The organism is Pseudomonas sp. SYWMCR5, assembly GCF_057197165.1.
In genome coordinates this window covers 699,432-722,535 of record NZ_JBXUNH010000002.1, presented here as the reverse complement: position 1 = coordinate 722,535, position 23,104 = coordinate 699,432, and the positions used below count along the sequence as shown (strand labels likewise).

The following is a 23,104-nucleotide window of genomic DNA, read 5'->3' as shown; positions in this document are numbered from 1 at the left end:
AGGAGGCATTCATGATTCCCGGAGAAATCCAGGTCGCCCCAGGCGACATCGAGCTCAATGTCGGCCGCGAAACGGTCAGCGTCAGCGTTGCCAATCATGGCGACCGCCCGGTGCAGGTCGGCTCGCACTACCACTTCTACGAAGCCAACGACGCGCTGGTGTTCGAGCGCGAGCCGACCCGAGGCTTTCGCCTGGACATTCCCGCCGGCACCGCCGTGCGTTTCGAGCCTGGCCAGTCACGTACCGTGCAGTTGGTGGCCTACGCCGGCAAGCGCGAAGTCTATGGCTTCCAGGGTAAGGTGATGGGCGCGCTGGAGGACAAGGCATGAGCCGTATTTCCCGTCGGGCCTACGCCGACATGTTCGGCCCCACCGTCGGCGACCGCGTGCGCCTGGCCGATACGGCGCTGTGGGTCGAAGTGGAGAAGGACTTCACGATCTATGGCGAGGAAGTCAAGTTCGGTGGTGGCAAGGTCATCCGCGATGGCATGGGGCAGGGCCAGATGCTGGCCGCCGAAGCCGTGGACCTGGTGCTGACCAACGCACTGATCATCGATCACTGGGGGATCGTCAAGGCCGACATCGGCGTGCGCGGGGGGCGTATCGTCGCCATTGGCAAGGCTGGCAACCCAGACGTGCAACCCGGCGTCACCATCCCGGTTGGCGCGGCGACGGAAGTGATCGCTGCCGAGGGCAAGATCGTCACCGCAGGTGGCATCGATACACACATCCATTTCATTTCCCCGCAGCAGGTCGATGAAGCGCTGACCAGCGGCGTCACCACCTTCATCGGTGGTGGTACCGGTCCTGCGACCGGCACCAACGCCACTACCTGTACGCCGGGGCCTTGGTACCTGGCGCGCATGCTCCAGGCTGCCGACAGCTTGCCGATCAATATCGGCTTTCTCGGCAAGGGCAACGTCTCCAAACCCGAGCCGCTGCGCGAGCAGATCGCGGCCGGTGCCATGGGCATGAAGCTGCACGAAGACTGGGGCTCGACGCCGGCGGCCATCGATTGCTGCATGAGCGTGGCCGAAGAGATGGACATCCAGGTCGCGATCCACAGCGATACGCTCAACGAATCCGGTTGCATCGAGGACACCCTGGCAGCGATTGGCGATCGCACCATCCACACCTTTCATACCGAGGGGGCTGGTGGGGGGCATGCACCGGATATCATTCGCGCGGCAGGGCAGGCCAACGTGCTGCCGTCCTCGACCAACCCGACGTTGCCCTACACCATCAACACCGTGGATGAGCACCTGGACATGCTCATGGTCTGCCACCACCTGGACCCGAGCATTGCCGAAGACGTGGCCTTCGCCGAGTCGCGCATCCGCCGCGAGACCATCGCCGCCGAGGACATCCTCCACGACATGGGCGCGTTCTCCATGACCTCGTCCGATTCCCAGGCCATGGGCCGGGTCGGCGAAGTGGTGCTGCGGACCTGGCAGGTGGCTCACCAGATGAAGGTGCGCCGCGGCCCCCTGGCGCCGGACAGCAGCTACAGCGACAACTTCCGGGTCAAGCGCTACATCGCCAAGTACACCATCAATCCGGCGCTGAGCCATGGCATCGCCCATGAGGTCGGCTCGGTGGAGGTGGGCAAGCTGGCCGACTTGGTGGTCTGGTCGCCCGCGTTCTTCGGTGTCAAGCCGTCGGCGGTGATCAAGGCCGGTTTGATCGTCACGGCGCCCATGGGCGATATCAACGGCTCGATCCCGACCCCGCAGCCGGTGCATTACCGCCCAATGTACGCAAGCTTCGGTGCGGCGCGCCACGCCACGCGCATGACCTTCCTGCCCCAGGCCGCCATGGACCGTGGGCTGGCCGAGGAACTGGGGCTGCGCAGCCTGATCGGGGTCACCCGCGGCTGTCGCCGGGTACGCAAGGCCGACATGGTGCACAACGGCCTGCAGCCGTTGATCGAGGTCGATGCCCAGACTTACCAGGTGCGCGCCGATGGCGAGTTGCTGGTGTGCGAACCGGCCAGCGAACTGCCACTGGCCCAGCGTTATTTCCTGTTCTGAAGGAGCAAGCATGATTGTCCTGACCCGCCGTGTCGCCGAGGCTGCCTCGGTCAGCGGCACTGTCACCCTGGATGTGGACAGCCGAATCAAGAGCCGCCTGCGCGTGACCCTCGACGATGGCCGCGAAGCCGGTCTGATGCTCGAACGCGGCCACCTGCTGCGCGGTGGCGAACTGCTCGCCGATGCCGATGGCCTGCACGTGGTGCAGGTGCTGGCAGCACCGGAGCGCGTTTCCACGGTGCGCTGCGCCGATCCGTTGCTGCTGGCGCGTGCGGCCTACCATCTGGGCAATCGCCATGTGCCGTTGCAGATCGAGGCCGGCCTTTTGCGCTACCAGCATGATCATGTGCTGGACGAAATGGTGCGCGGCCTCGGTCTTGAGGTGCTGATCGAGCAGGCACCGTTCGAGCCGGAGCCTGGCGCCTACCAGAGTGCTCCTCACGGGCACGCCCACAATCATCCCTTCGTTCGCCTGTAAACACCTTCCGAACTGCCTTGGAGCACACAATGAAAAAAGCCCTTGCCCTCGCTTTACTGATGATCGCCTTGCCAGCCTTCGCTCACCCCGGCCACGACAACAACCCGCTGCAGGACGGTTTGCTGCACCCGCTGACGGGCCTGGACCACCTGCTCATGCTGCTGGGTACCGGCGTGCTGGCCGCACTGACCCGACGCAACCTGAGCTTGCCCCTGGCCACGCTTTCGGCGATGTTCGGCGGCGCGGTGCTGGGGCATCTGTTCGGCGACCTGGTCGGTGTCGAGACCATGATCTCCATCTCACTGGTGGTGGCCGCCTGCGCCATGCTGCTGCCTAATCGCCAGGTACTGCTGGCCCTGGCCATGCCGGTGTTCGCCCTGTTCCATGGCTGGGCCCACGGCGTTGAAGCAACGCCCAGCGCGTTCTGGATGTTCAGCGCAGGCTTCGTCACCGTCAGTGCGCTGCTGCTGGTGGTCGGGTTCGGCGTGGGCTGCCTGCTGCGTCGCCACAGCAAGTTGCAGAAGCTGTTCGGTGGCGGCTTGCTGGCCGGTGCCGCGTTCGTGCTGGCCGGCTGATGAGCAGCGACCTGGCGCTGTTGCGCCTGCTGCAACTGGCAAGCCCGGGCCTGCCGGTGGGTGGCTTCACCTATTCGCAAGGCCTGGAGTGGGCCGTCGAGGCGGGCTGGGTGCGTGACACGGCCGGCTTTTGTGCCTGGCAGCGTGAGCAGTTGCACGACACCCTGGGTTGTCTTGACTGGCCATTGCTGGCGCGCCTCTACCGGGCATGCCAGGGCGATGATGCCGAGGCCTTCGCGCGCTGGACCCAGTTTCTGCTGGCCAACCGCGAGACGGCTGAGCTGCGGCTGGAAGAGCGCCAGCGAGGTAGCGCCCTGGCGCGGCTGCTCGATGGCTGGCAACTGGCCCAGGCGCCAGCCTGGCGTGAGAGCATCGAACTCTCCCAGCTCGGCGGCATGGCCTGGCTGGGGGCGCATTGGTCGATTCCGCTGCGCGACCTGGCCCTTGGTCATGGCTTCGCCTGGCTGGAAGGCGCCGTCATGGCCGGGGTCAAGCTGGTGCCTTTCGGCCAACAGGCGGCCCAGACCTTGCTGCGCGACTTGGGCGCCGAGCTGCCCGCCGTGCTCGACCAGGCCCTGACCCTGGAGGATGACGAACTGGGCGGCGGCCTGCCGCTGCTGGCCATTGCCTCGTCACGCCACGAAACCCAATACACCCGTTTGTTCCGTTCCTGAGGATTGCCAACATGCAAAGCTATCAGCAACCCCTGCGCGTCGGTGTCGGCGGCCCGGTCGGCTCCGGCAAGACCGCGCTGCTCGAGGCCCTGTGCAAGGCCATGCGTGACCATTACCACATCGCCGTGGTGACCAACGACATCTACACCAAGGAGGACCAGCGCATCCTCACCGAGGCCGGTGCTCTGGAGCCTGAGCGCATCGTCGGCGTCGAGACTGGCGGCTGCCCGCACACCGCAATCCGCGAGGATGCCTCGATGAACCTGGCGGCGGTCGAGGCGTTGGCGCGCAAGTTCGGCAACCTGGAGGTGATCTTCGTGGAGAGCGGTGGCGACAACCTCAGTGCCACGTTCAGCCCGGAGTTGGCCGACCTGACCATCTATGTGATCGACGTCGCCGAAGGCGAGAAGATCCCGCGCAAGGGCGGGCCGGGCATCACCAAGTCGGATTTCCTGGTGATCAACAAGACCGACCTTGCACCTTATGTCGGTGCGTCGCTGGAGGTGATGGAGCGCGACACCAACCGCATGCGTCCCGAGCGGCCCTGGACGTTCAGCAACCTGAAGAAGGGGGAGGGGTTGCAGGCGGTGATCGATTTCATCGTCGATCGCGGGATGTTGGGGGTGAGGGGGTAAGCCTTCTCTGAGCTTTACTCGGCCCTGTGGCAGCGGCGGTTTGCCGCGCCCACAGGTCCTTTGTCAGGCCGCGATCTTCGAAGGGTCGCCCTGCAGCAACCAGCGGCTGCGCTGCGATTGCAGCAGCCCCTCGAGCAGCGACACACCGCGATCGCGTTGGGCGATGCGGTCCTGCTCGAACGCATCCTTGAGCAAGCTCAGCACGTTGCGCGACTGGGTCACGGCCTTGGGCGTGGTCACGTCGCTTTTCAGGTCGCCATCGACATAGGTGAGGATCCGCTCTTTCTGGCTCGCCTGCTGGGTCGCGCTGGCCTCAACCAGCTGGCCTTTGTCATAGGCCAGGCGGGTGGTGCTGCTGGCCTGGTCGTCGATCAGGTGGTAGCTGTAGTTCTGCGACTCGCGGTCGCTGCCCAGTATCAGGTTGGTCAACGGATTGAGGCCGCGGTGGAACGAGGCAGTGAGCTTGCTCTGCTGGTTCTGCTCCACCGAGCGGTCCTGCATGCCACGGCTCTTGACCGTGGTGCTCTGCGAGGCGCTGAAGGTGAAACTGTCGGTTTCGTCCTGGCGCATCGGGTTGCTTCTGCGCGTGGTTTCGCTGATCGATGCGCTGAAGTCGGCCAGGCCGCTGAGCAGGGCGCGGTCCTTGTCGTTCAGGGCGGATGGGCTTTGCACCGCAGGTTGGCGATTGTCGTCGATGCTGTTGAGCTGGGTGAACGCGGTCTTGAACAGGTTCATCAGGTTCTCGTCGCCACGACCGCGGCGCTGGGCGGCGTCGAACTGGGTCAGGTAGTTGTCGATCGCCGCCTTGCGCTGCGCCGACTTGCCCAGCAGCTCGGCGTCCTGGGTGTCCAGACTCAGTTGCACCTGGCCGGAAGGGCCCTGCAGGCTGAGGCTGCGCGCCTTGTCATCGAGGCTCAGGGAGAAGGTCTGCTCGCCGCTCAGGGATTGGAACTTGCTGCTCATCTGCAAGGCGCTGAACAGCTTCGGATCGAGCTTGACCAGTGCGCCGAGCTTGAGCTGGGGTGGCACCTCGTTGAGGCCGTCGATGGTGGATTGGAAGGCGTCGGCGAGGTTGCCCAGGCCCTTGAGTTCTTCGGCGCTGAGCGAGCCGCCTTCGACTTCGGCGCTCACCGCCAGGCCCTTCTCGCCACTGGCCAGCGACAAGCGGATGGTCGCGCCGGAAGCGGTGGTCAGGCTGAAGGTGACGCCGCTGTCGGGATTCTCGCGCAGGCGCTGCTGCTGCAGCTTGAGCACGCCGGGGTCGATCGGAGAGTCGTCGCTGAAGGCGAACACCGACTGCGAGATGTTCTTGCCGCCGTTCTGTGCAAGCTGCTCGATCAAGGCCGCACCAATGCCTTTGAAGCGGCCTGCGCTGCTGGACGACTGGAAGGCTGTCTGCAGTGTGGTGGCGAGCTTGTCCTGGCTGTCGTTTTCCCAGACATAGCGGACCTGGCCTGGCAGCAGCCCCTGGCGCGAGTAGGTCTCGGAATCGCTGATGGTGTTGTTCTGGCCGAGAATCACACTGGTGCTCGGGACTGCCGAGACACTGGCGATGCCGGTCGGGTTGCTGGCGCTGGTCGGATCTGGTTGCGGGGCAGTCAGGACCGGGGCCAGGCGCTGTGCTGCTGTTATCGGATTCATTAGCGTCCTGCCGAATTGAGGTGCGGGTACGTCAGTGATATCGGCAGGCCAGCACCCAACATTAGAAAATCCCGCAAACGAAACGGCCCGCCAGAAGGCGGGCCGTTCGTTACAGCAGGCGGCGATCAGCGGCGGCGGAACAGCGGCAGCGGCTCGTCGGTGGCACCCTGGTAGGTGACCGAGAAGTCCTTCAGGCTCTGCAGCGCGTCTTGCGGGTCCTTGTCAGCACGGATCGCGAAGGCGTCGAAACCACAGCGGGCCATGTAGAACAACTGGTCGCGCAGGACGTCGCCGATGGCGCGCAGTTCGCCCTTGTACTGGTAGCGGTCACGCAGCAGGCGCGCATTGGAGTAGTTGCGCCCGTCGGTGAACGCCGGGAAGTTCAGGGCGATGACCTGGAAGTGCTGGACGTCCTCGCCGATTTCCTCGGCTTCTTCGTCGCTGTCCAGCCACACGCCCAGGCCGCCGTCGCGGGCCTTGAGGGCATGGGCATGGTCACGCCACAGCTGCAGCGGAACGATGTAGTCGTCGCAGTTGGTCAGTTCGTCGAACGAGGTACCCTTGGGCAGCAGGTGCCAGGTTTCGTCGACGAGCTGGTTGTTCTTAATGATTCGCTGCATAGACGCGTTCCTTGAATGGGTCGATGCCGATACGCTGGTAGGTGTCGATGAAGCGCTCGTCTTCGTTGCGCTGCTCGACGTACACGTTGATCAGCTTCTCGATCACGTCAGCCATGTCGTCCTGGGCGAAGGAGGGGCCGAGGATCTTGCCAAGGGTCGCATCGCGCGCGGCGTTGCCGCCCAACGACACCTGGTAGAACTCCTCGCCTTTCTTGTCCACGCCGAGGATGCCGATGTGGCCCACGTGGTGGTGGCCGCAGGCGTTCATGCAGCCGGAGATGTTCAGGTCGAGCTCGCCGATGTCGAACAGGTAGTCCAGGTCGTCGAAGCGGCGCTGGATGGATTCGGCGATCGGGATCGACTTGGCGTTGGCCAGGGAGCAGAAGTCGCCACCCGGGCAGCAGATGATGTCGGTCAGCAGGCCGATGTTCGGCGTGGCAAAACCACTTTCACGCAGTTCCAGCCAGAGCGCGTGCAGCTGACGCTGCTCGACGTCGGCGAGGATGATGTTCTGCTCGTGGGAGGTGCGCAGGTGGCCGAAGCTGTAGCGGTCGGCCAGGTCGGCGACGGCATCGAGCTGCTTGTCGGTCAAGTCGCCTGGGGCTACGCCGGTGGGCTTGAGCGACAGGGTGACTGCGACATAACCCGGCTTCTTGTGGGCGCGGGTGTTGCGCGAACGCCAGCGGGCGAAGCCAGGATTTTCCTGGTCCAGGGCGCTGTAGTCGACGTTTTCCAGCGCGAGGTACTCGGGGTCGACGAAGTGACGTGCGACGCGTTGCAGCTCGGCTTCGGTCAGGGTGGTGCTGCCGCCGCGCAGGTGAGCCATCTCGGCTTCGACCTTTTCGGCGAACACTTCCGGGGTAAGGGCCTTGACCAGGATCTTGATCCGCGCCTTGTACTTGTTGTCACGGCGGCCGTAACGGTTGTACACGCGCAGGATGGCGTCCAGGTAGCTGAGCAGGTCCTGCCAGGGCAGGAACTCGTTGATGAACGCACCGATCACCGGGGTACGGCCCAGGCCGCCGCCGACCAGGACGCGGAAGCCCAGCTCGCCGGCTTCGTTGTGCACCGGCTCCAGGCCGATGTCGTGCACTTCGATGGCGGCGCGGTCGTCCTTCGAGCCGTTGACGGCGATCTTGAACTTGCGCGGCAGGTAGGCGAATTCCGGGTGGAAGGTGGTCCACTGGCGGACGATCTCGCACCAGGGGCGCGGGTCGATCAGCTCATCGGCGGCGACACCGGCGAACTGGTCGGTGGTGACGTTGCGCAGGCAGTTGCCGCTGGTCTGGATCGCGTGCATCTGCACGGTGGCGAGTTCGGCCAGGATGTCCGGGACGTCTTCCAGCGCCGGCCAGTTGTACTGCACGTTCTGGCGGGTGGAGATGTGGGCGTAGCCCTTGTCGTAGTCACGGGCGATCTTCGCCAGCATGCGGACCTGGCCGGCGTTCAGCTGGCCGTAAGGCACGGCGACACGCAGCATCGGCGCGAAACGTTGGATGTAGAGGCCGTTCTGCAGGCGCAGAGGGCGGAATTCTTCTTCGCTCAGCTCACCGGCCAGGTAGCGGCGGGTCTGATCACGGAACTGCTTGACGCGGTCCTCGATGATCCGCTGATCGTACTCGTCGTATACGTACATAAAAGTCCTGTCTCAGGCTGCATGCAGCTAATCGCGCGCACGGCCGCGCACTCCGGGTCGGAGCGGGGGAACGATAACAGGTTGTATTTATGCGCTAAAGTGATGTTTTTGCATATGAAAAGAACCAATTGGACTAAGTGAGACTGGCTGCTATTTGTCGGGTGGCTGGCCTTGCGCCGTTATACTGAGCCCCTTTGCATTGCAGGGATGTTGCGCATGTTCATCAGGGCGCTGTGCCGCAGTCTGTGCCTGGGTCTGCCATTGGTGGCGAGCGCCCAGGCGGCTTCGGTGGTGTTTCTCAACCCGGGCTTGTCCGATGAGACGTTCTGGGTCAGTTATTCGCACTTCATGCAGGCCGCCGCCGACGATCTGGGGATGGACCTGCGGGTGGAATACGGCGAGCGCCAGGCCGAGCGGCAACTCGAGCAGGCGCGGGCCGTTCTGCGGGGGGCGCACAAGCCAGACTATTTGGTGTTGGTCAACGAGCAGTACGTCGCGCCGGAGATCATGCGGCTGTCCCAAGGCAGCGGGGTCAAGCTGCTGTTGGTCAACAACGCCCTGACCGAGGGGCAGGCCGAGGAGATTCAGGCGCAGCCGGGCAAGTATGCCGCGCTGCTCGCGTCGCTGGTCGGCAATGACGAACAGGCGGGTTACCAGATGCTGCACGATCTGGTCGCCAGTTTGCCCAGGACTGGCGAACCGATCGAGCTGCTGGCGTTCTCCGGCATCAGCACCACGCCGGCTTCGCAACTGCGCGAGCAGGGCATGCGGCGGGCGTTGGCCGAGCTTGCGCAGGTACGCTTGCGCCAGGTGGTGTATGGCGGCTGGAGTCGCCAACGGGCCTTCGAACAGGCCCAACTGCTGCTGCAGCGCTATCCACGCGTGCGCCTGGTGTGGTCGGCGAACGACGAGATGGCGTTCGGTGCGATGCAGGCATTCGAGGCGGTTGGCCGGGTGCCGGGGCGCGATGTGCTGTTCAGTGCGGTCAACAGTTCACCCGAGGCCTTGCAGGCTCGCGTGGATGGGCGACTGAGCGTGCTCATGGGCGGGCACTTCAGCCTGGGTGGTTGGGCCATGGTGATGCTGCATGACGATGCCCGGGGCCTGGCGCTGGACCGTGACGGGCAACACCTGTACCGCCTGCCGGTGCTGCAGGCCATCGATGCGGTGAAGGCCAGGCGCTGGCTCGAACTGAGCGCCCGTAAAGGCTATGGCGTCGACTTTCAGCGCTACAGCGCCGAGGGACGAGACACCGATTATCGCTACCCGTTCCTGACGTCACCCGTCGATTATTGAAAAACCCTGCTTGAGCAAAGGGCATTGCTGGGCTTAACTGCTGATGTGACGTGCATTCCCATAACCACTACAAGAGGTAATGCAATGGGAAACCCGACCAAGCTCCGCAAGCCTGACAGCAGTGTCGACGCCTGGGCGATCCTGTGCCTGATCGTGCTGGTTGTCGTGACCGCTGTGTATTGGGTCAGCCATCAGTAACGCAAATTTCAGACCGTGAACCGCAACTGAGCCGCCCGCGGGAGGGAATTCCGCGGGCGGATGCGTTTGGGCGGTGGTATCGCGTTTCAAGGGCAATCAGCGCCCCGTCAGGTGCATCGCCAATTGCACCAGCCCCACCAGCACCAGGATGAACACCAGGGTGAACATCACCCCCATCACGATGAAGTGGCTGGCCTTGCCGTGGGTGAAGTCGCGTGCGCGGTTCTTGCCGCTCTGCACACCGAAGGCGGCGGCGAGGATGCTGTGCAGCATCTGCCAGAAGGTTGGCGGCTTGCCTTGGCTGGAATCGTCCATGGTCGCTCCTGGAAAATCTGAGGCAATCAGCGAAAGTGTAGGCAAGAACGGCGCTCAGCGCCCGACCCGCTTGCCTCGCTGCAAGCCCACCTCCAGTGCCTGGCCGTCACGTTGTTTGCCCTGGCGCGCCAGGCTTTCGAGCTGGGGAATGAGCATGCCTTCGGGCAAGTGGCGCCAGAACCGCCCCGGCATGTGCAGGCGCAGGGCATCAGGATTCAACCGCGCCGGATTGAAGGTGGAGCGGTAGTAGGTACGCCACAGTTCGGCGCCGGGATCTTCGGCATGGCGCGCCCAGTCGATCCACTCACCTGGACATTGCCGACGGTAGTCGAGCTTGCTGCCGTCGAAACGAATGCCATCGGTGGGCGTTGCAATCAGCCAGCGCTGGCGCCCGAGGCGATCGGCAAAATGGCTACTGGCGCTTTCAAGGATGTCATGGGCGGGTTCGTGGTAGGCCACCAGGTCCAGTTGCAGGCGTTCGGCGACCGCTTCCGGCAGCGGCACGAAGCGCACGAAGGCGTGCAGGTGATGCGCCTCGCGGGAGACCTGCTTGATACGCCGCTGCAACTCGCTGCCCAGGCGATCACCGGCAAGCATTGCCGTGCGATCCCCATGGGCGACGCGCCAGAGCACTTCGTACAGCAGGTTCCAGCGTTGCGCGCCGCGATAGCGCGCCGCCTGCTCGAGTTGTGCGAGCAAGGCCGCCGGTACTCGCGGGCGGAATGGGCCGGGCCCTTCTGGCAACGGCGTGGCAATGGCGAGCAGGTCGTCCATCGGGCCCTGGCTCCAGGTCACGTCGGCCGGGTCGATGCCATGGCCGAGCAGTACCCGCGCTTGCTTGCGCCAGGTGTCGAACAGGTCGTCGCAATCCAGCGCGATCATGCCCAAAGCCCCATCTGCACCGGCGCCTGCGGCTCGCGCAGGCGTTGGCGCAACAGGCCGCTGCGCAGTTCGGCCTGGGCCGGGCGGTAATCACTGGTGACGATGAACGGACGGGCTTTTTCCAGCACGCAACGCAACTGGATCAGGTCGTCGTAGCGAATGCGCCGCTCGCGGCGCAGTGTCACCAGGCGCTGCACGCTGCGCAGGCCGATACCGGGGATGCGGGCGAGCAGGGCGGGTTCGGCGCGATTCAGGTCCAGCGGAAAGACCTCGCGGTTTGCCAGGGCCCAGGCCAGCTTGGGGTCGATGTCCAGCGCCAGGTTGCCGGCCTGGCCGAGCAGCTCGCCAGCCTTGTAGCCGTAGCCGCGCATCAGGAAGTCGGCCTGGTACAGGCGATGTTCGCGCAACAGCGGCGGGGCGGCCAGCGGCACGCTGTTGGGGCTGTCCGGGATGGGGCTGAAGGCGGAGTAGTACACACGCTTGAGGCCATAGCCCTGGTACAGCGATTCGGCGTTGCGCAGCAGGGTGCGGTCGTCGGTGGCGTCGGCGCCGACGATCACCTGGGTGCTCTGCCCGGCCGGGGTGAAGCGTGGCGCCCTGGGTTCGTTGGCCACGGCCTGCTGGCCCTGGTGAATCACGCCCATGGCCTGGCGGATGGTGTGCGCCTGTTTCTCCGGGGCCAGGCGCTTGAGGCTGGCCTCGGTGGGCAGTTCGACGTTGACGCTCAGGCGGTCGGCCAGGCGCCCGGCTTCCTCGATCAGCAGTGGATCGGCATCGGGGATGGTCTTGAGGTGGATGTAGCCACGAAAGCCATGCTCTTCACGCAACAGCCGCGCCACTCGATTCAACTGCTCCATGGTGTAGTCGGCCGAGCGGATGATGCCCGAACTCAGGAACAGCCCGCTGATGCAGTTGCGCCGGTAGAAGTCGAGGGTCAGGCGCACCACTTCCTCGGGGCTGAAGCGTGCGCGAGGCACGTTGCTGGAGCGGCGATTGACGCAGTACTGGCAGTCGTACAGGCAAAAGTTGGTGAGCAACACCTTGAGCAGCGATACGCAGCGCCCGTCAGGGGTATAGCTGTGGCAGATGCCCATGCCATCGGTGGCGCCAAGCCCGTCACGCCCCCGCGAGCTGCGCTTGGGCGCGCCGCTGCTGGCGCAGGAAGCATCGTATTTGGCGGCGTCGGCGAGGATGCCGAGCTTGGCGATGAGTTGCATGGGGATGTCTCGTGATACTGGTTTTTCATACAGTATTTGCAGAGCGGTCGACTTGCAAGAGGCTTCTTGAAGTCGCCTGACGGCCTGCCAGCGGATCCGCCTTCAGAACCTGAATGCGCGTGCGGCTAACCTGAGTGAATCACTCAGCTAAGCTTGCCTGAGCTTTTGGACACCAAAGGCACGGGTGCGCGGACCAGGGGCAAGGCACATTCACGGACAGGATCGGGGCCAGCGGTGCCTCGACGGAGGGAGCATGAACAGAGGAATCGCATTCAAACCGGCCCTGGCGGGCCTGGCCCTGGCCTTTGCCCTGACGGGTGTACAGGCTGCCGAGGGCAAGCGGGTTGACGTATTGCTGGTGGGCGGTGGGATCATGAGCTCCACGCTTGCTGTCTGGCTCAACGAGCTCGAGCCCGGATGGTCGATGGAGATGATCGAGCGGCTGGACAAGGTCGCCGAGGAAAGCTCCAACGGTTGGAACAACGCCGGTACCGGGCATTCGGCGCTGGCCGAGCTGAACTACACCCCTGAAAAGGACGGCAAGATCGACATCAGCAAGGCGGTGGAGATCAACGAGTCGTTCCAGGTTACCCGGCAGTTTCTCGCCTGGCAGGTCAAGCAGGGCGTGCTGAAGAATCCACGCTCGTTCATCAACGCCACCCCGCACATGAGCTTTGTCTGGGGCGATGACAATATTCGCTTCCTGCGCAAGCGCTATGAGGCACTGCAGGCCAGCCCGCTGTTCAAGCCCATGCAGTATTCGGAAGACAACGCGCAGATCGCCAAGTGGGTGCCGTTGATGATGGAGGGGCGCGATCCGAACCAGAAGCTTGCAGTGACCTGGACGCCGATCGGCACCGACGTCAATTTCGGCGAGATCACCCGCCAGTACGTGGCGTACCTGCAGACCCGCCCCAACTTCGACCTCAAGCTCTCCAGTGAGGTGCAGGACATCACCCGCAACGACGACGGTTCGTGGCATGTGGAGTACAAGAACCTCAAGGATGGCAGCACGTCGGCCACCGATGCCAAGTTTCTGTTCATCGGCGCCGGTGGCGCGGCGCTGCCGCTGTTGCAGAAATCGGGCATCCCCGAGGCGAAGGAATACGCAGGTTTCCCGGTGGGTGGATCGTTCCTGGTGACCGAGAACGCCGCCATTGCCGATCGCCACATGGCCAAGGCCTACGGCATCGCCTCGACGGGGGCGCCGCCGATGTCGGTGCCGCATCTGGATACCCGGGTGCTCGATGGCAAGCGGGTGATCCTGTTCGGGCCGTTTGCAACCTTCTCGACCAAGTTTCTCAAGGAGGGCTCGCTGCTCGACCTGTTCGGCAGCATGACCCTGCACAACAGTTGGCCGATGGTGCGTGTCGGGGTCCGCGAGTTCGACCTGGTGCAGTACCTGATCGGCCAGGTCATGCAGTCGGACGACGACCGCTTCGCTGCGCTGCAGACCTACTTCCCCCATGCGAAGAAAGAGGACTGGCGCCTGTGGCAGGCTGGGCAGCGCGTACAGATCATCAAGAAAGACCCTGAGCAGGGCGGGGTGCTCAAGCTTGGCACCGAGGTCGTGACCTCTGCCGACGGCAGCATTGCCGGCCTGCTGGGGGCTTCGCCGGGCGCCTCGACCGCGCCGCCGATCATGCTCGACCTGCTGCGCAAGGTGTTCAAGGACAAGGTCGCATCGGCACCGTGGCAGGAGAAGCTGCACCAGATCATCCCCAGCTACGGGCTCAAGTTGAACGAGCATCCTGACAAGGTGCAGCAGGAGTGGGACTACACCAATGAAGTGCTGCAACTGCAGCCTTTGACTTCGCCAGCGGGCTGAGCCCGGCGGGCTGGCGGCCCTGGTGCAGGGCCGCCAGAGGCGTGCCGCCATGCCGCAGACCGCTTTGCTGTTCGCTTGCTAAGATGCGTCCAATCTCAAGCACTGGACATCCTCGATGAGCGACCGCACTCCGATCATTCCCGCCTCCCAGCAAAAACTTGCCGAGCGCGCCGGTTATCTGCCGGCCTTGAAGGTCGGTAATACGTTGCGGCTGCCGGTTGCGATTTCGCGGATGTGGTGGAACTGACCACCTATCATGTCGGCTTGCGCGAGCACATCGCGGTGTTTCGTGCGGTGAAGGACGAGCTGTTCCCGCGAGGTACCTGCCCCTGGACCTGTGTCGGTGTCAGCGAGCTGGCCCATGACGGGCTGCTGGTGGAGATCAAGTGCGTGGCGGTTGCGCGCCAGGGGTGAAATGCAGAAGGGGCGCCAACGGGCGCCCCTTCCTTTTGCTGCTTAGGCTTCAGCGTCCCATGGACGATCGCCTTTTTCATCCTTGACGCGGGTTGGCAGGCCCATCACGTCCAGCGCCTTGAGGAACGGCTCGGCGGGCAGTTCCTCGACGTTGACCATGCGCCCGGCATCCCACTCGCCACGAGCGACCAGCAGGGCTGCGGCCACTGGCGGCACGCCAGCGGTGTAGGAGATGCCCTGGCTGTCGGTCTCGGCGTAGGCCTCTTCGTGGTCGGCGACGTTGTAGATGAACACTTCGCGCGGCTGGCCGTCCTTGGTGCCCTTGACCAGATCGCCAATGCAGGTCTTGCCGGTGTAGCCCGGTGCCAGGGAGGCTGGATCGGGCAGTACGGCCTTGACCACTTTCAGCGGCACCACTTCAAGGCCTTCGGCGGTCTTGACCGGTTGCTCGGAGAGCAGGCCGAGGTTCTTCAGCACAGTGAACACGTTGATGTAGTGTTCGCCGAAGCTCATCCAGAAGCGCACATTGGGTACGTTCAGGTTCTTCGAGATCGAGTGCACTTCGTCGTGACCGGTCAGGTAGAGGTTCTGCGAACCCACCACCGGCAGGTCGTCGGTGCGCTTGACCTCGAACATGGTGTTGCTGGTCCACTGGCTGTTCTGCCAGCTCCAGACTTGCCCGGTGAACTCGCGGAAGTTGATTTCCGGGTCGAAGTTGGTGGCGAAGTACTTGCCGTGGGAACCGGCATTGACGTCGAGAATGTCGATCGAATCAATGCGGTCGAAATACTGCTGCTGCGCGAGCTTCGCGTAGCTGTTGACCACACCCGGGTCGAAGCCGACACCGAGAATGGCGGTAATGTTCTTCTGCTGGCACTCCTCGAGATGCTTCCACTCGTAGTTGCCATACCAGGGCGGGGTTTCGCAGATCTTGCCCGGTTCTTCGTGAATCGCGGTATCCAGATAGGCGACACCGGTATCGATGCAGGCACGCAGCACCGACATGTTGAGGAAGGCGGAACCGACATTGATCACGATCTGCGATTCGGTTTCGCGGATCAGTGCCTTGGTCGCCTCGACATCGAGGGCGTTGAGCGAGAAGGCCTGGATGTCGGCGGGCACCTTGAGGCTACCCTTGGCCTTGACGCTGTCGATGATGGCCTGGCATTTGGAGATGTTCCGTGACGCAATCGCAATACGACCGAGTTCGTCGTTATGCTGTGCGCACTTGTGGGCCACCACCTTGGCGACACCTCCTGCACCAATGATAAGAACGTTCTTCTTCAATTTATCCCTTGCTCCTTACTGAAAGCCGGTCTTACGACAGGCTGGAAACGTAGTCTTCGAAACCGAACTCGCGCTTGACCTCGACGCTGCCGTCGAGCTGCTTGACGACGATGGCCGGCATCTTCAGACCGTTGAACCAGTTCTTCTTGACCATGGTGTAACCCGCCGCGTCGATGAACGACAGGCGATCGCCGATGGCCAGCGGACGATCGAATTGGTACTCGCCGAAGATGTCGCCGGCCAGGCACGACTTGCCGCAGACCATGTAGGTGTGCTCGCCGTCGTTGGGGGCCATCTTGGCGTTGAGGCGGTAGATCAGCAGGTCGAGCATGTGCGCTTCGATGGAGCTGTCGACCACGGCCAGGTGCTTGCCGTTGTAGAGGGTGTCGAGCACGGTGACTTCCAGCGAGGCGCTGTTAGTGATCGCCGCTTCACCGGGCTCCAGGTAGACCTGCACGCCGTACTTCTGCGAGAACTCTTTCAGGCGTGCGCAGAAAGCGTCGAGTGCATAGCCTTCGCCGGTGAAGTGGATGCCGCCGCCGAGGCTGACCCACTGGACCTTGTGCAGCAGGTGGCCGAAGCGCTCCTCGATGTGCGAGAGCATCTTATCGAACAGGCTGAAGTCGCCGTTCTCGCAGTTGTTGTGGAACATGAAGCCGGAGATCTGCTCGATCACCGCTTCGATCTTCTCAGGGTCCCATTCGCCCAGACGGCTGAACGGACGCGCCGGATCGGCCAACAGGTAGTCGGAGCTGCTCACCTGCGGGTTGACGCGCAGGCCGCGGGTCTTGTCTTTGGACTGCTCGGCGAAACGCTCAAGCTGGCCGATGGAGTTGAAGATGATCTTGTCGCAGTTCTCCAGCATTTCCTCGACCTCGTCGTCGGCCCAGGCCACGCTGTAGGCGTGGGTTTCGCCGGCGAACTTCTGGCGGCCGAGCTTGAGCTCGTACAGCGAGGAGGAGGTGGTGCCGTCCATGTACTGCTCCATCAGGTCGAATACCGACCAGGTGGCGAAGCACTTGAGGGCGAGCAGGGCCTTGGCGCCGGAGTGTTCGCGCACGTAGGCGATCTTCTCCAGGTTGCCCAGCAGCTTGGTTTTGTCGATGAGGTAGTACGGCGTCTTGATCATTTCAAAGGCCCCCGGCCAGGCCGGCCAAAAAAAGGACACGCATTGTGCCTTCACTTGCCGCATATCGAAAGAGCGCGAGGCGCATTTCGTCCGAGCTCGCAGGCTGCGTGGCGTGTGAGGGGAGTAGAGCAGGGGAATGTGACTGTCTTAATCGTTGTGGTGGGGCGGATGGCCCATACAGGTACGGCGCTGTACCAGGACTGTCCGGCGATAGGGCCATCTGCCTCGCTACATCAGTGCGGCAACCGCGCAACCACCTTGATCTCGAAATCGAACCCATACAGCCAGGTCACTCCGATCGCCGTCACGGTCGGGTACGGCGCCGGGCCCCAGAATTCCGCCCGCACCAAATCCCAGATGGCCTGGAACTTGTCTTGTGGATCGACGATGAACAGGGTGACGTCCTGCACGTCATCGAAGCTGCAACCGGCGGCCGCGAGGATCGCATTCAGGTTGGCGAAGGCCCGGCGCACCTGGTTCTCAAGGCCCGGCTCGGGTGAGCCGTCCTCACGGCTGCCAACCTGCCCGGAGACGAACAGCAAGCCGTTGCTGCGCACGGCCGGGGAGTAGTGGTTGATGTCGTACAGGGCCTGGCGGCCAGCGGGGAATACAACGTCGCGTTGCTTCATGGTGTTTGTCCATCAGTGAGGTGATGGGGCGACTGTACGGGCCCAGACCTGTTCGATAAACGCGCCAGTCTGGTTATCATTGTTTGTTGATTCCAAACAATCGAGGCGCAGATGGACCGGTTCGATGCAATGCGTGCCTTTGCCCGGGTGGTGGAGGCGGGCAGCTTCACCAAAGCTGCCGAGACGCTGCACATGAGTCGCACCAGTGTGACCCAGCTGGTGCAGCAGTTGGAAACGCGCTTGCGCGTGCGCCTGCTCAACCGCACCACACGCAAAGTGAGCGTGACCCGCGATGGCGAGCAGTTCTATCAGCGGGTGTTGCGCCTGTTGGCCGAGCTCGAGGATGCCGAGAGCAGCCTCAGCGGCGCTGCCGGTTTGCCGCGTGGCAAGCTGCGGGTCGATGTACCGAGCCCGCTGGCAAGCCTGGTGCTGGTGCCGGCGCTGCCGGACTTCCATGCCCGCTACCCGGACATCCAGATCGACATGGGCGTCAGCGATCGCATCGTCGACATCATTGGCGAGCACGTCGATTGCGTGGTACGTGGTGGCGAGTTGCTTGACCAATCGTTGATGGCGCGCAAGGTTGCCGACCTGCAGTTGGGGGTGTATGCGGCGCCGGCTTACCTCGAACGCCTGGGCACACCCGCCCACCCTTCGGAACTGGAGGATTCTGACCACCGCACGGTGGGTTTTCTCTGGGCGCGCACCGGCAGACCGCTGCCCTATGCCCTCGTTCGCGGAACCGAGCGGCTGCAGGTCAGGGGTACCCAGGTCTTGGCGGTGGACGACGGCAACGCCTACCTGGCAGCCGGGGTAGCGGGGCTTGGGGTGTTGTGGCTGCCGGACTACATGGCCCGTGCGCCACTGGCCAGTGGCGCGCTGGTGCGGGTGCTCGAAGATTGGCAGTTGGAGTCGATGCCGTTGTATGTCGCTTATCCGCCGAATCGGCATGTGGGCGCGCGGTTGCGGGTGTTCATCGACTGGGTGGTGGAGGTGATGGGCGCTGATCAGGGCCGTTTCCCCAACTCTGGGCTATAACCTTCAAAGGTACCCCATCGCGGAGTCGCCATGGACCTTGCCCCCCGTTCTGACAGCCATGACCTTGCCAGCACCGAGCGGGCGCACAAGCCGTTCGACCTGCTGCGCTGGTATGCCTGGGTCAGCCTGGCCATCATTCTCTCGGTGGCAATGGGGCTGGGGCTGATTTCCAGCCGTTTCGTCATCGACGAGAGTGTCGAGCGCGATGCGCTGCTGACCGCGCAATTCATCACCGCGATTGCCGATGCCGAAGTGCGCCATGTGGCCATCCCCAACGTACGTACCATGGGCGAGCTGCTCGATCCGCGCCTGGACGAGGCCATGCCCGAGGTCGATCCCGAGGCCCGGCGCAAGGCGCGCGGGGAGTTTCTCGACCATATCGCCCATCTGCCGGACATGCTCCTGGCCAACATCTATGCACCCGACCGCACAGTGATCTGGTCGAGCAATCCTGCATTGATCGGCAAGCTGATCCACGTCGATGAAGACCTCGACCGGGCCTTCGAATACAAGATGCGTGTCTCTGCCAGCTATCACAATTTCGAGCAGGCGCGCAGCGAGCAGAAGTTCGTGACGCCGCCGGAGCAATTGTTCATCGAGAACTACATCCCGCTGTTCGATGCCGATGGTGAACGTGTCACGGCGATGGTGGAGATCTACAAGGAGCCCCACGACCTGATCGTGCGCATCGAGCATGGCCTGATGCTGATCTGGCTGGCGATCGTGGTCGGTGCCGGGCTGGTGTACATCGGCTTGTACGGGATCATGCGGCGCGCAGCCAGGGCCCTGGCGGTGCAGCAGAAGCGTCTGGTCAACAGTGAAACCTTCGTGGCGTTGGGCGAGATGTCCTCGGCGGTGGCGCACAGCCTGCGCAATCCGCTGGCCAGCATCCGTTCCAGCGCCGAACTGGCCCAGGCGTTCGACGAGGGGCCCGCGCAGAAGAACATCAACGACATCATCGGACAGGTCGATCGCATGTCCCAATGGGTCCGGCAACTGCTGCAGTCGTTGCGTCCGCTCAATGACAGCGCGGTCCCCGTCGACCTGGCCAAGGTCCTGTATGAAAGCCTGCAGGCCTTTGCCGTCCCCCTGGCCCGCAGCGGTGTGCAACTGGACGTCCAGCCCTTGCCGGTGGTGCAGGTACTGGGCCATCCGGAACTGCTCGGGCAGATCTTCGCCAGTCTTATCGGCAACGCACTGGAGTCCATGGAGCAGGGCGGCCGGCTAAAGGTGGAAGTGGTGCGCCAGGATCGGCGGATGCTGGTACTGCGCATGTCGGACACCGGGCGGGGCATGAACGAACAGCAGCAGCGCATGGCGTTCCGTCCGTTCTTCAGTACCAAGCAGGGCGGGCTGGGTGTCGGGTTGGTGCTGGTGAAGCGGATCATGGAGCGTTTCGGTGGGGCGGTCCGGCTGAGCAGTCGGGAGGGGGGCGGCACGCGTGTGTCGTTGAGTTTCCGGATTGCCAGATCTGATATTTTTTAGAGCTTTTATCTTTAAATATATGATTTAAATAGGTTTTTGTTTATTGGGCGAAATCCCCCATATGTGGGGCATTATTCTCTAATGTACTTGACGTTATGCTTTCAAGTGCCTGATTTAATTCTATATTTTTTTCATTCATAAGCTGGCTGATTTTTTGCTTCACTGTTTCAAACGCTTCCAGGCCGTTACCCAATCGAGCGACCGACAGCATGCAGACCCTGCAAGACGATGCTTCCGACACCCAACATGTCTCGCCGAGTGCGTTGGCGGTTCCCCTGCGTGAATTCAACCTGTTGCGCTGGTTCTCGATCATCAGCCTGCTGATCATCGCTTCGGTCGCCGGTGGCCTGGGCTATTTCTCTACCCGCTTCGTGGTGCGCGACAGCGTCGAGCGCGACGCCATGCTCACGGCCCAGTTCATCCAGGCCATGGCCCAGGCTGAAGTGCGCCATTCGCAACTGCCCCCGGGAACGACCATGGGTGAGCTGCTCGACCCGCGCATGGATGGCCAGCACTTGCAGATCAGCGAAGCGTTGGTCAGGGCGACCCGGGTGGAGTTCCTCGATCACGTCGAGCACCTGCCCGATACCTTGCTGGCGAATGTCTATGCCCGCGATCACACCATCGTCTGGTCGACCAACAGCGAACTGATTGGCAAGCGCATCGGCGAGGACGACGATCTGCAACAGGCCTTCCATTCGCGCCAGGCGGTTTCGGCCAGCTATCACAAGGTTGATGAGGATCGTGAGGAGCAGAAATTCCTGCGTGAGCCTCAGTACCTGTTCATCGAGAACTACATTCCGCTGTTCGACACCCAGGGCGAGCAGGTGCTGTCGATGATGGAGATCTACAAGGAGCCGCAGGACCTGGTGCGGCGTATCCAGCGCGGTTATGTGCTGATCTGGGTATCGACCCTGGTGGGCGGGGCGCTGATCTACTTCGGGCTGTTCTGGATCGTGCGCCGCGCCGCGCAGTTGCTGCATCACCAGCAGGATCGCCTGGTGGCCAGCGAGACCTATGTGGCGCTGGGCGAAATGTCTTCGGCGGTGGCCCACAGCCTGCGCAATCCGTTGGCCAACATTCGCTCCAGTGCCGAACTTGCCCAGGATATCGCGAGCCCGGCGGCGCAGAAGAACATCACCGATATCATCAGCCAGGTCGATCGCATGTCACGCTGGGTGCGTGAACTGCTGGTGTCGCTGCGCCCGACCAGTGACGACCCCGAAGCCGTGGACCTGGTGGCGGCCCTGGAAGACACCCGCCTGGCGTTTGCCCAGCAGATCGAACGCAACGGTGTGCGGTTCAGCCTGGTTGGCCCACAGGCGCAATGGGTCGCCAGCCAGCCGCTGCAGCTCACGCAGATTCTCAACAGCCTGTTCGCCAACGCGCTGGAGGCGATGCCCAATGGCGGCGAACTGCGCGCCGAGGTCGGCGTTGTGGAGGGGCAGCAGGCGCAACTGGTGCTTAGCGACACGGGCAAGGGCATGACCCGGCAGCAGGAGCGGATGGTTTTCAAGCCGTTCTTCACCACCAAGCAGGGCGGGCTGGGCGTCGGCCTGGCCCTGGTCAAGCGGATCATGGAACGGTTTGGCGGCTCGGTGAGCCTGAGCAGCCGTGAAGAGGAAGGAACCCGCGTCAGCCTGATATTCAAACGTGCAGCGGGAGGGGACCATGGAGCACAGCATCCTGGTGGTCGAGGATGATGAAATCCTTGCCGACAACATTCGCACCTACCTGAGTCTGAAAGGCTTTGAGGTCATGGTGTGTCACAGTGCCGAGCTGGCGCTGGAGCAGATCAAGCGCGTCCAGCCCGATGCGGTGCTGACCGACAACTCATTGCCGGGCATGAGCGGCCATGACCTGCTGCGTACCCTGGTGGCGCAGGCGCCGGCATTGAAGGTGATCATGATGACCGGTTTTGGCAACGTCGAGGACGCCGTCCTGGCGATGAAGGAGGGGGCCTTCCACTACCTGACCAAACCGGTGGTGCTGGCCGAGCTCAAATTGATGCTCGACAAGGCCCTGGCCGCCGAGCGCATGGAGCGCACCTTGTCGTTCTACCAGACGCGCGAGGCGCAGAAGTCGGGGTTGCAGGCCTTGATCGGCGAGTCGCCGGTCATGCAGGGGCTCAAGCACACCCTGCGTCAGTTGCTCGATGCCGAACGGCGTATGGCCAGTGACGACCTGCCGCCGGTATTGGTGGAGGGCGAGACCGGCACCGGCAAGGAACTGGTCGCCCGTGCCCTGCATTTCGACGGCGCACGGGCCAAGGGGCCGTTCATCGAGTTCAACTGTGCCTCGATTCCGGCCAACCTGCTGGAGGCCGAGTTGTTCGGGCACGAGAAGGGTGCCTTCACCGACGCCAAGGAGCGCCGGGTAGGGCTGGTCGAAGCCGCCGATGGCGGTACGTTGTTTCTCGACGAAATCGGCGAGATGGACCTGGTGCTGCAGGCCAAGCTGCTCAAGCTGCTGGAGGATCGCAGCATTCGCCGCATCGGTGCGGTCAAGGAGCGCAAGGTCGACCTGCGGGTGATCAGCGCGACCAACTGCAACCTGGAGCAGATGGTCCAGCAGGGCAAGTTTCGCCGCGATCTGTTCTTTCGCCTGCGGATCATTGCGTTGAAGGTGCCGCGCCTTTATGCCCGGGGGCAGGACATCCTGATTCTGGCCCGGCACTTTCTGGCGCACCACGGTCGGCGTTATGGCAAGCCGAACCTGCGCTTCTCAGCCGAAGCCGAAGCCCTGATGTTGGGTTATAGCTGGCCAGGGAACGTGCGCGAACTACGCAACATGCTGGAACAGACCGTGCTGCTGGCACCGACAGAGGTGATTGGCGCGCATCAGTTGAACCTGTGCCTGACCCTGGTCGACGAGCCAGTCGTACCGGCCGCACAACCTGTCTACGAACCCCAGCGTCCCGAGCCCGAGATCGGCGGTAGCTTGCCGGACATGGAGCGAGACATGGTTTGCCGCACCCTGGACCGCACCGACTGGAACGTCACCAAGTCGGCGCGTTTGCTCGGGCTGTCGCGCGACATGCTGCGCTACAAGATCGAGAAGCTGGGGTTGAGCAGGCCTGACAAGCGGCAGTGGTAGGC

At 63.3% G+C, this 23,104-nt stretch carries 21 protein-coding genes and 1 pseudogene; 13 read left to right on the top strand and 9 right to left on the bottom strand.

Features of this window, described 5'->3' with window-relative positions:
• Positions 1–11 precede the first annotated feature (11 nt).
• The 6 genes from AC2CGW_RS09085 to ureG are packed head-to-tail and all read left to right on the top strand — an operon-like array spanning position 12 to position 4,391.
• Positions 12–329 carry an urease subunit beta gene (locus AC2CGW_RS09085; RefSeq protein ID WP_186665089.1) on the top strand — a complete coding sequence of 106 codons (318 nt, stop codon included), beginning with the start codon at positions 12–14 and terminating at the stop codon, positions 327–329.
• A complete protein-coding gene (gene ureC, locus AC2CGW_RS09080) occupies positions 326–2,029 on the top strand; it encodes an urease subunit alpha (RefSeq protein ID WP_288376756.1) in 1,704 nt (567 codons plus the stop codon). Before AC2CGW_RS09085 ends, ureC begins: the two co-directional genes overlap by 4 nt.
• Positions 2,030–2,039: 10 nt before the next feature.
• The gene (ureE, locus tag AC2CGW_RS09075) at positions 2,040–2,507 is read left to right on the top strand and encodes an urease accessory protein UreE (RefSeq protein ID WP_484573904.1); all 468 of its coding nucleotides are present in this window, start codon (positions 2,040–2,042) and stop codon (positions 2,505–2,507) included.
• Positions 2,508–2,536: 29 nt separating this feature from the next.
• Positions 2,537–3,082, top strand: coding sequence for a HupE/UreJ family protein (locus AC2CGW_RS09070; RefSeq protein WP_063545045.1), 546 nt, complete (start codon positions 2,537–2,539; stop codon positions 3,080–3,082).
• Positions 3,082–3,756: an urease accessory protein UreF gene (locus tag AC2CGW_RS09065; protein ID WP_186665079.1), complete on the top strand. Its 675-nt coding sequence runs from the start codon at positions 3,082–3,084 to the stop codon at positions 3,754–3,756. The genes AC2CGW_RS09070 and AC2CGW_RS09065 overlap by 1 nt, the downstream gene beginning before the upstream one ends.
• Before the next feature lie 11 nt (positions 3,757–3,767).
• Positions 3,768–4,391: an urease accessory protein UreG gene (ureG, locus tag AC2CGW_RS09060; protein WP_186665077.1), complete on the top strand. Its 624-nt coding sequence runs from the start codon at positions 3,768–3,770 to the stop codon at positions 4,389–4,391.
• A gap of 63 nt (positions 4,392–4,454) precedes the next feature.
• Here the strand turns inward: ureG and AC2CGW_RS09055 are convergent, their stop codons facing one another.
• The 3 genes from AC2CGW_RS09055 to AC2CGW_RS09045 form a co-directional block, all read right to left on the bottom strand.
• Complete coding sequence (locus tag AC2CGW_RS09055) at positions 4,455–6,032, bottom strand: hypothetical protein (protein ID WP_186665075.1); 1,578 nt, start codon at positions 6,030–6,032, stop codon at positions 4,455–4,457.
• A 125-nt stretch (positions 6,033–6,157) separates the two neighbouring features.
• The gene (locus tag AC2CGW_RS09050) at positions 6,158–6,652 is read right to left on the bottom strand and encodes a DUF934 domain-containing protein (protein WP_186665073.1); all 495 of its coding nucleotides are present in this window, start codon (positions 6,650–6,652) and stop codon (positions 6,158–6,160) included.
• The gene (locus AC2CGW_RS09045) at positions 6,636–8,288 is read right to left on the bottom strand and encodes a nitrite/sulfite reductase (RefSeq protein WP_186709650.1); all 1,653 of its coding nucleotides are present in this window, start codon (positions 8,286–8,288) and stop codon (positions 6,636–6,638) included. The genes AC2CGW_RS09050 and AC2CGW_RS09045 overlap by 17 nt, the downstream gene beginning before the upstream one ends.
• A 216-nt stretch (positions 8,289–8,504) precedes the next feature.
• Here AC2CGW_RS09045 and AC2CGW_RS09040 point away from each other — a divergent pair, with 216 nt between their 5' ends.
• Entirely contained in the window at positions 8,505–9,584 is a 1,080-nt protein-coding gene (locus tag AC2CGW_RS09040) for an ABC transporter substrate-binding protein (RefSeq protein ID WP_426352286.1), read from the top strand.
• 294 nt (positions 9,585–9,878) lie between these two features.
• On the opposite strand, the gene AC2CGW_RS09035 is transcribed toward AC2CGW_RS09040, so the two are convergent.
• Genes AC2CGW_RS09035 through AC2CGW_RS09025 form a run of 3 tightly spaced genes read right to left on the bottom strand, consistent with a single transcriptional unit; the run spans position 9,879 to position 12,196 of the window.
• A complete protein-coding gene (locus AC2CGW_RS09035; RefSeq protein ID WP_054890753.1) occupies positions 9,879–10,097 on the bottom strand; it encodes a DUF2970 domain-containing protein in 219 nt (72 codons plus the stop codon).
• Between the two features lie 54 nt (positions 10,098–10,151).
• On the bottom strand, positions 10,152–10,985 hold the full coding sequence (locus AC2CGW_RS09030; protein ID WP_288376748.1) for a TIGR03915 family putative DNA repair protein: 834 nt from the start codon (positions 10,983–10,985) through the stop codon (positions 10,152–10,154).
• Complete coding sequence (locus tag AC2CGW_RS09025) at positions 10,976–12,196, bottom strand: putative DNA modification/repair radical SAM protein (RefSeq protein ID WP_186665064.1); 1,221 nt, start codon at positions 12,194–12,196, stop codon at positions 10,976–10,978. Before AC2CGW_RS09025 ends, AC2CGW_RS09030 begins: the two co-directional genes overlap by 10 nt.
• A 253-nt stretch (positions 12,197–12,449) precedes the next feature.
• Between AC2CGW_RS09025 and mqo the strand changes: the two genes are divergently transcribed.
• Positions 12,450–14,024: a malate dehydrogenase (quinone) gene (gene mqo, locus AC2CGW_RS09020; RefSeq protein ID WP_411384335.1), complete on the top strand. Its 1,575-nt coding sequence runs from the start codon at positions 12,450–12,452 to the stop codon at positions 14,022–14,024.
• Positions 14,025–14,139: 115 nt separating this feature from the next.
• Positions 14,140–14,438 (top strand): annotated as a pseudogene (locus AC2CGW_RS09015) (Rid family hydrolase).
• Between the two features lie 42 nt (positions 14,439–14,480).
• On the opposite strand, the gene AC2CGW_RS09010 reads toward AC2CGW_RS09015, so the two are convergent.
• The 3 genes from AC2CGW_RS09010 to AC2CGW_RS09000 form a co-directional block, all read right to left on the bottom strand.
• Positions 14,481–15,725 carry a saccharopine dehydrogenase family protein gene (locus tag AC2CGW_RS09010; RefSeq protein WP_028691662.1) on the bottom strand — a complete coding sequence of 415 codons (1,245 nt, stop codon included), beginning with the start codon at positions 15,723–15,725 and terminating at the stop codon, positions 14,481–14,483.
• 31 nt (positions 15,726–15,756) lie between these two features.
• Positions 15,757–16,854, bottom strand: coding sequence for a carboxynorspermidine decarboxylase (locus tag AC2CGW_RS09005; RefSeq protein ID WP_186719202.1), 1,098 nt, complete (start codon positions 16,852–16,854; stop codon positions 15,757–15,759).
• Between the two features lie 233 nt (positions 16,855–17,087).
• Positions 17,088–17,483, bottom strand: coding sequence for a RidA family protein (locus tag AC2CGW_RS09000; RefSeq protein WP_186719204.1), 396 nt, complete (start codon positions 17,481–17,483; stop codon positions 17,088–17,090).
• A gap of 111 nt (positions 17,484–17,594) precedes the next feature.
• Between AC2CGW_RS09000 and AC2CGW_RS08995 the strand changes: the two genes are divergently transcribed.
• From AC2CGW_RS08995 to AC2CGW_RS08980, 4 genes are all read left to right on the top strand, one after another.
• A complete protein-coding gene (locus AC2CGW_RS08995; RefSeq protein ID WP_186709656.1) occupies positions 17,595–18,521 on the top strand; it encodes a LysR family transcriptional regulator in 927 nt (308 codons plus the stop codon).
• 30 nt (positions 18,522–18,551) lie between these two features.
• The gene (locus AC2CGW_RS08990; protein ID WP_484573903.1) at positions 18,552–20,006 is read left to right on the top strand and encodes a sensor histidine kinase; all 1,455 of its coding nucleotides are present in this window, start codon (positions 18,552–18,554) and stop codon (positions 20,004–20,006) included.
• Between the two features lie 209 nt (positions 20,007–20,215).
• Positions 20,216–21,709 (top strand): sensor histidine kinase, encoded by a 1,494-nt coding sequence (locus tag AC2CGW_RS08985; RefSeq protein WP_484573902.1) that lies wholly within the window; start codon positions 20,216–20,218, stop codon positions 21,707–21,709.
• Complete coding sequence (locus AC2CGW_RS08980; RefSeq protein ID WP_484573901.1) at positions 21,678–23,102, top strand: sigma-54-dependent transcriptional regulator; 1,425 nt, start codon at positions 21,678–21,680, stop codon at positions 23,100–23,102. Before AC2CGW_RS08985 ends, AC2CGW_RS08980 begins: the two co-directional genes overlap by 32 nt.
• Positions 23,103–23,104: the final 2 nt, after the last annotated feature.

Excerpts from the sequence above, each read along its gene's own strand:
- AC2CGW_RS09005 (WP_186719202.1), bottom strand. The coding sequence starts at position 16,854 with ATGATCAAGACGCCGTACTACCTCATCGACAAAACCAAGCTGCTGGGC.
- AC2CGW_RS09035 (WP_054890753.1), bottom strand. The coding sequence starts at position 10,097 with ATGGACGATTCCAGCCAAGGCAAGCCGCCAACCTTCTGGCAGATGCTG.
- AC2CGW_RS08985 (WP_484573902.1), top strand. The coding sequence starts at position 20,216 with ATGCAGACCCTGCAAGACGATGCTTCCGACACCCAACATGTCTCGCCG.
- ureG (WP_186665077.1), top strand. The coding sequence starts at position 3,768 with ATGCAAAGCTATCAGCAACCCCTGCGCGTCGGTGTCGGCGGCCCGGTC.
- AC2CGW_RS09085 (WP_186665089.1), top strand. The coding sequence starts at position 12 with ATGATTCCCGGAGAAATCCAGGTCGCCCCAGGCGACATCGAGCTCAAT.
- AC2CGW_RS09065 (WP_186665079.1), top strand. The coding sequence starts at position 3,082 with ATGAGCAGCGACCTGGCGCTGTTGCGCCTGCTGCAACTGGCAAGCCCG.
- ureE (WP_484573904.1), top strand. The coding sequence starts at position 2,040 with ATGATTGTCCTGACCCGCCGTGTCGCCGAGGCTGCCTCGGTCAGCGGC.
- AC2CGW_RS08990 (WP_484573903.1), top strand. The coding sequence starts at position 18,552 with ATGGACCTTGCCCCCCGTTCTGACAGCCATGACCTTGCCAGCACCGAG.
- ureC (WP_288376756.1), top strand. The coding sequence starts at position 326 with ATGAGCCGTATTTCCCGTCGGGCCTACGCCGACATGTTCGGCCCCACC.
- AC2CGW_RS08995 (WP_186709656.1), top strand. The coding sequence starts at position 17,595 with ATGGACCGGTTCGATGCAATGCGTGCCTTTGCCCGGGTGGTGGAGGCG.
- AC2CGW_RS09000 (WP_186719204.1), bottom strand. The coding sequence starts at position 17,483 with ATGAAGCAACGCGACGTTGTATTCCCCGCTGGCCGCCAGGCCCTGTAC.
- AC2CGW_RS09040 (WP_426352286.1), top strand. The coding sequence starts at position 8,505 with ATGTTCATCAGGGCGCTGTGCCGCAGTCTGTGCCTGGGTCTGCCATTG.
- AC2CGW_RS09050 (WP_186665073.1), bottom strand. The coding sequence starts at position 6,652 with ATGCAGCGAATCATTAAGAACAACCAGCTCGTCGACGAAACCTGGCAC.
- AC2CGW_RS09055 (WP_186665075.1), bottom strand. The coding sequence starts at position 6,032 with ATGAATCCGATAACAGCAGCACAGCGCCTGGCCCCGGTCCTGACTGCC.
- AC2CGW_RS09025 (WP_186665064.1), bottom strand. The coding sequence starts at position 12,196 with ATGCAACTCATCGCCAAGCTCGGCATCCTCGCCGACGCCGCCAAATAC.
- AC2CGW_RS08980 (WP_484573901.1), top strand. The coding sequence starts at position 21,678 with ATGGAGCACAGCATCCTGGTGGTCGAGGATGATGAAATCCTTGCCGAC.
- AC2CGW_RS09045 (WP_186709650.1), bottom strand. The coding sequence starts at position 8,288 with ATGTACGTATACGACGAGTACGATCAGCGGATCATCGAGGACCGCGTC.
- mqo (WP_411384335.1), top strand. The coding sequence starts at position 12,450 with ATGAACAGAGGAATCGCATTCAAACCGGCCCTGGCGGGCCTGGCCCTG.
- AC2CGW_RS09070 (WP_063545045.1), top strand. The coding sequence starts at position 2,537 with ATGAAAAAAGCCCTTGCCCTCGCTTTACTGATGATCGCCTTGCCAGCC.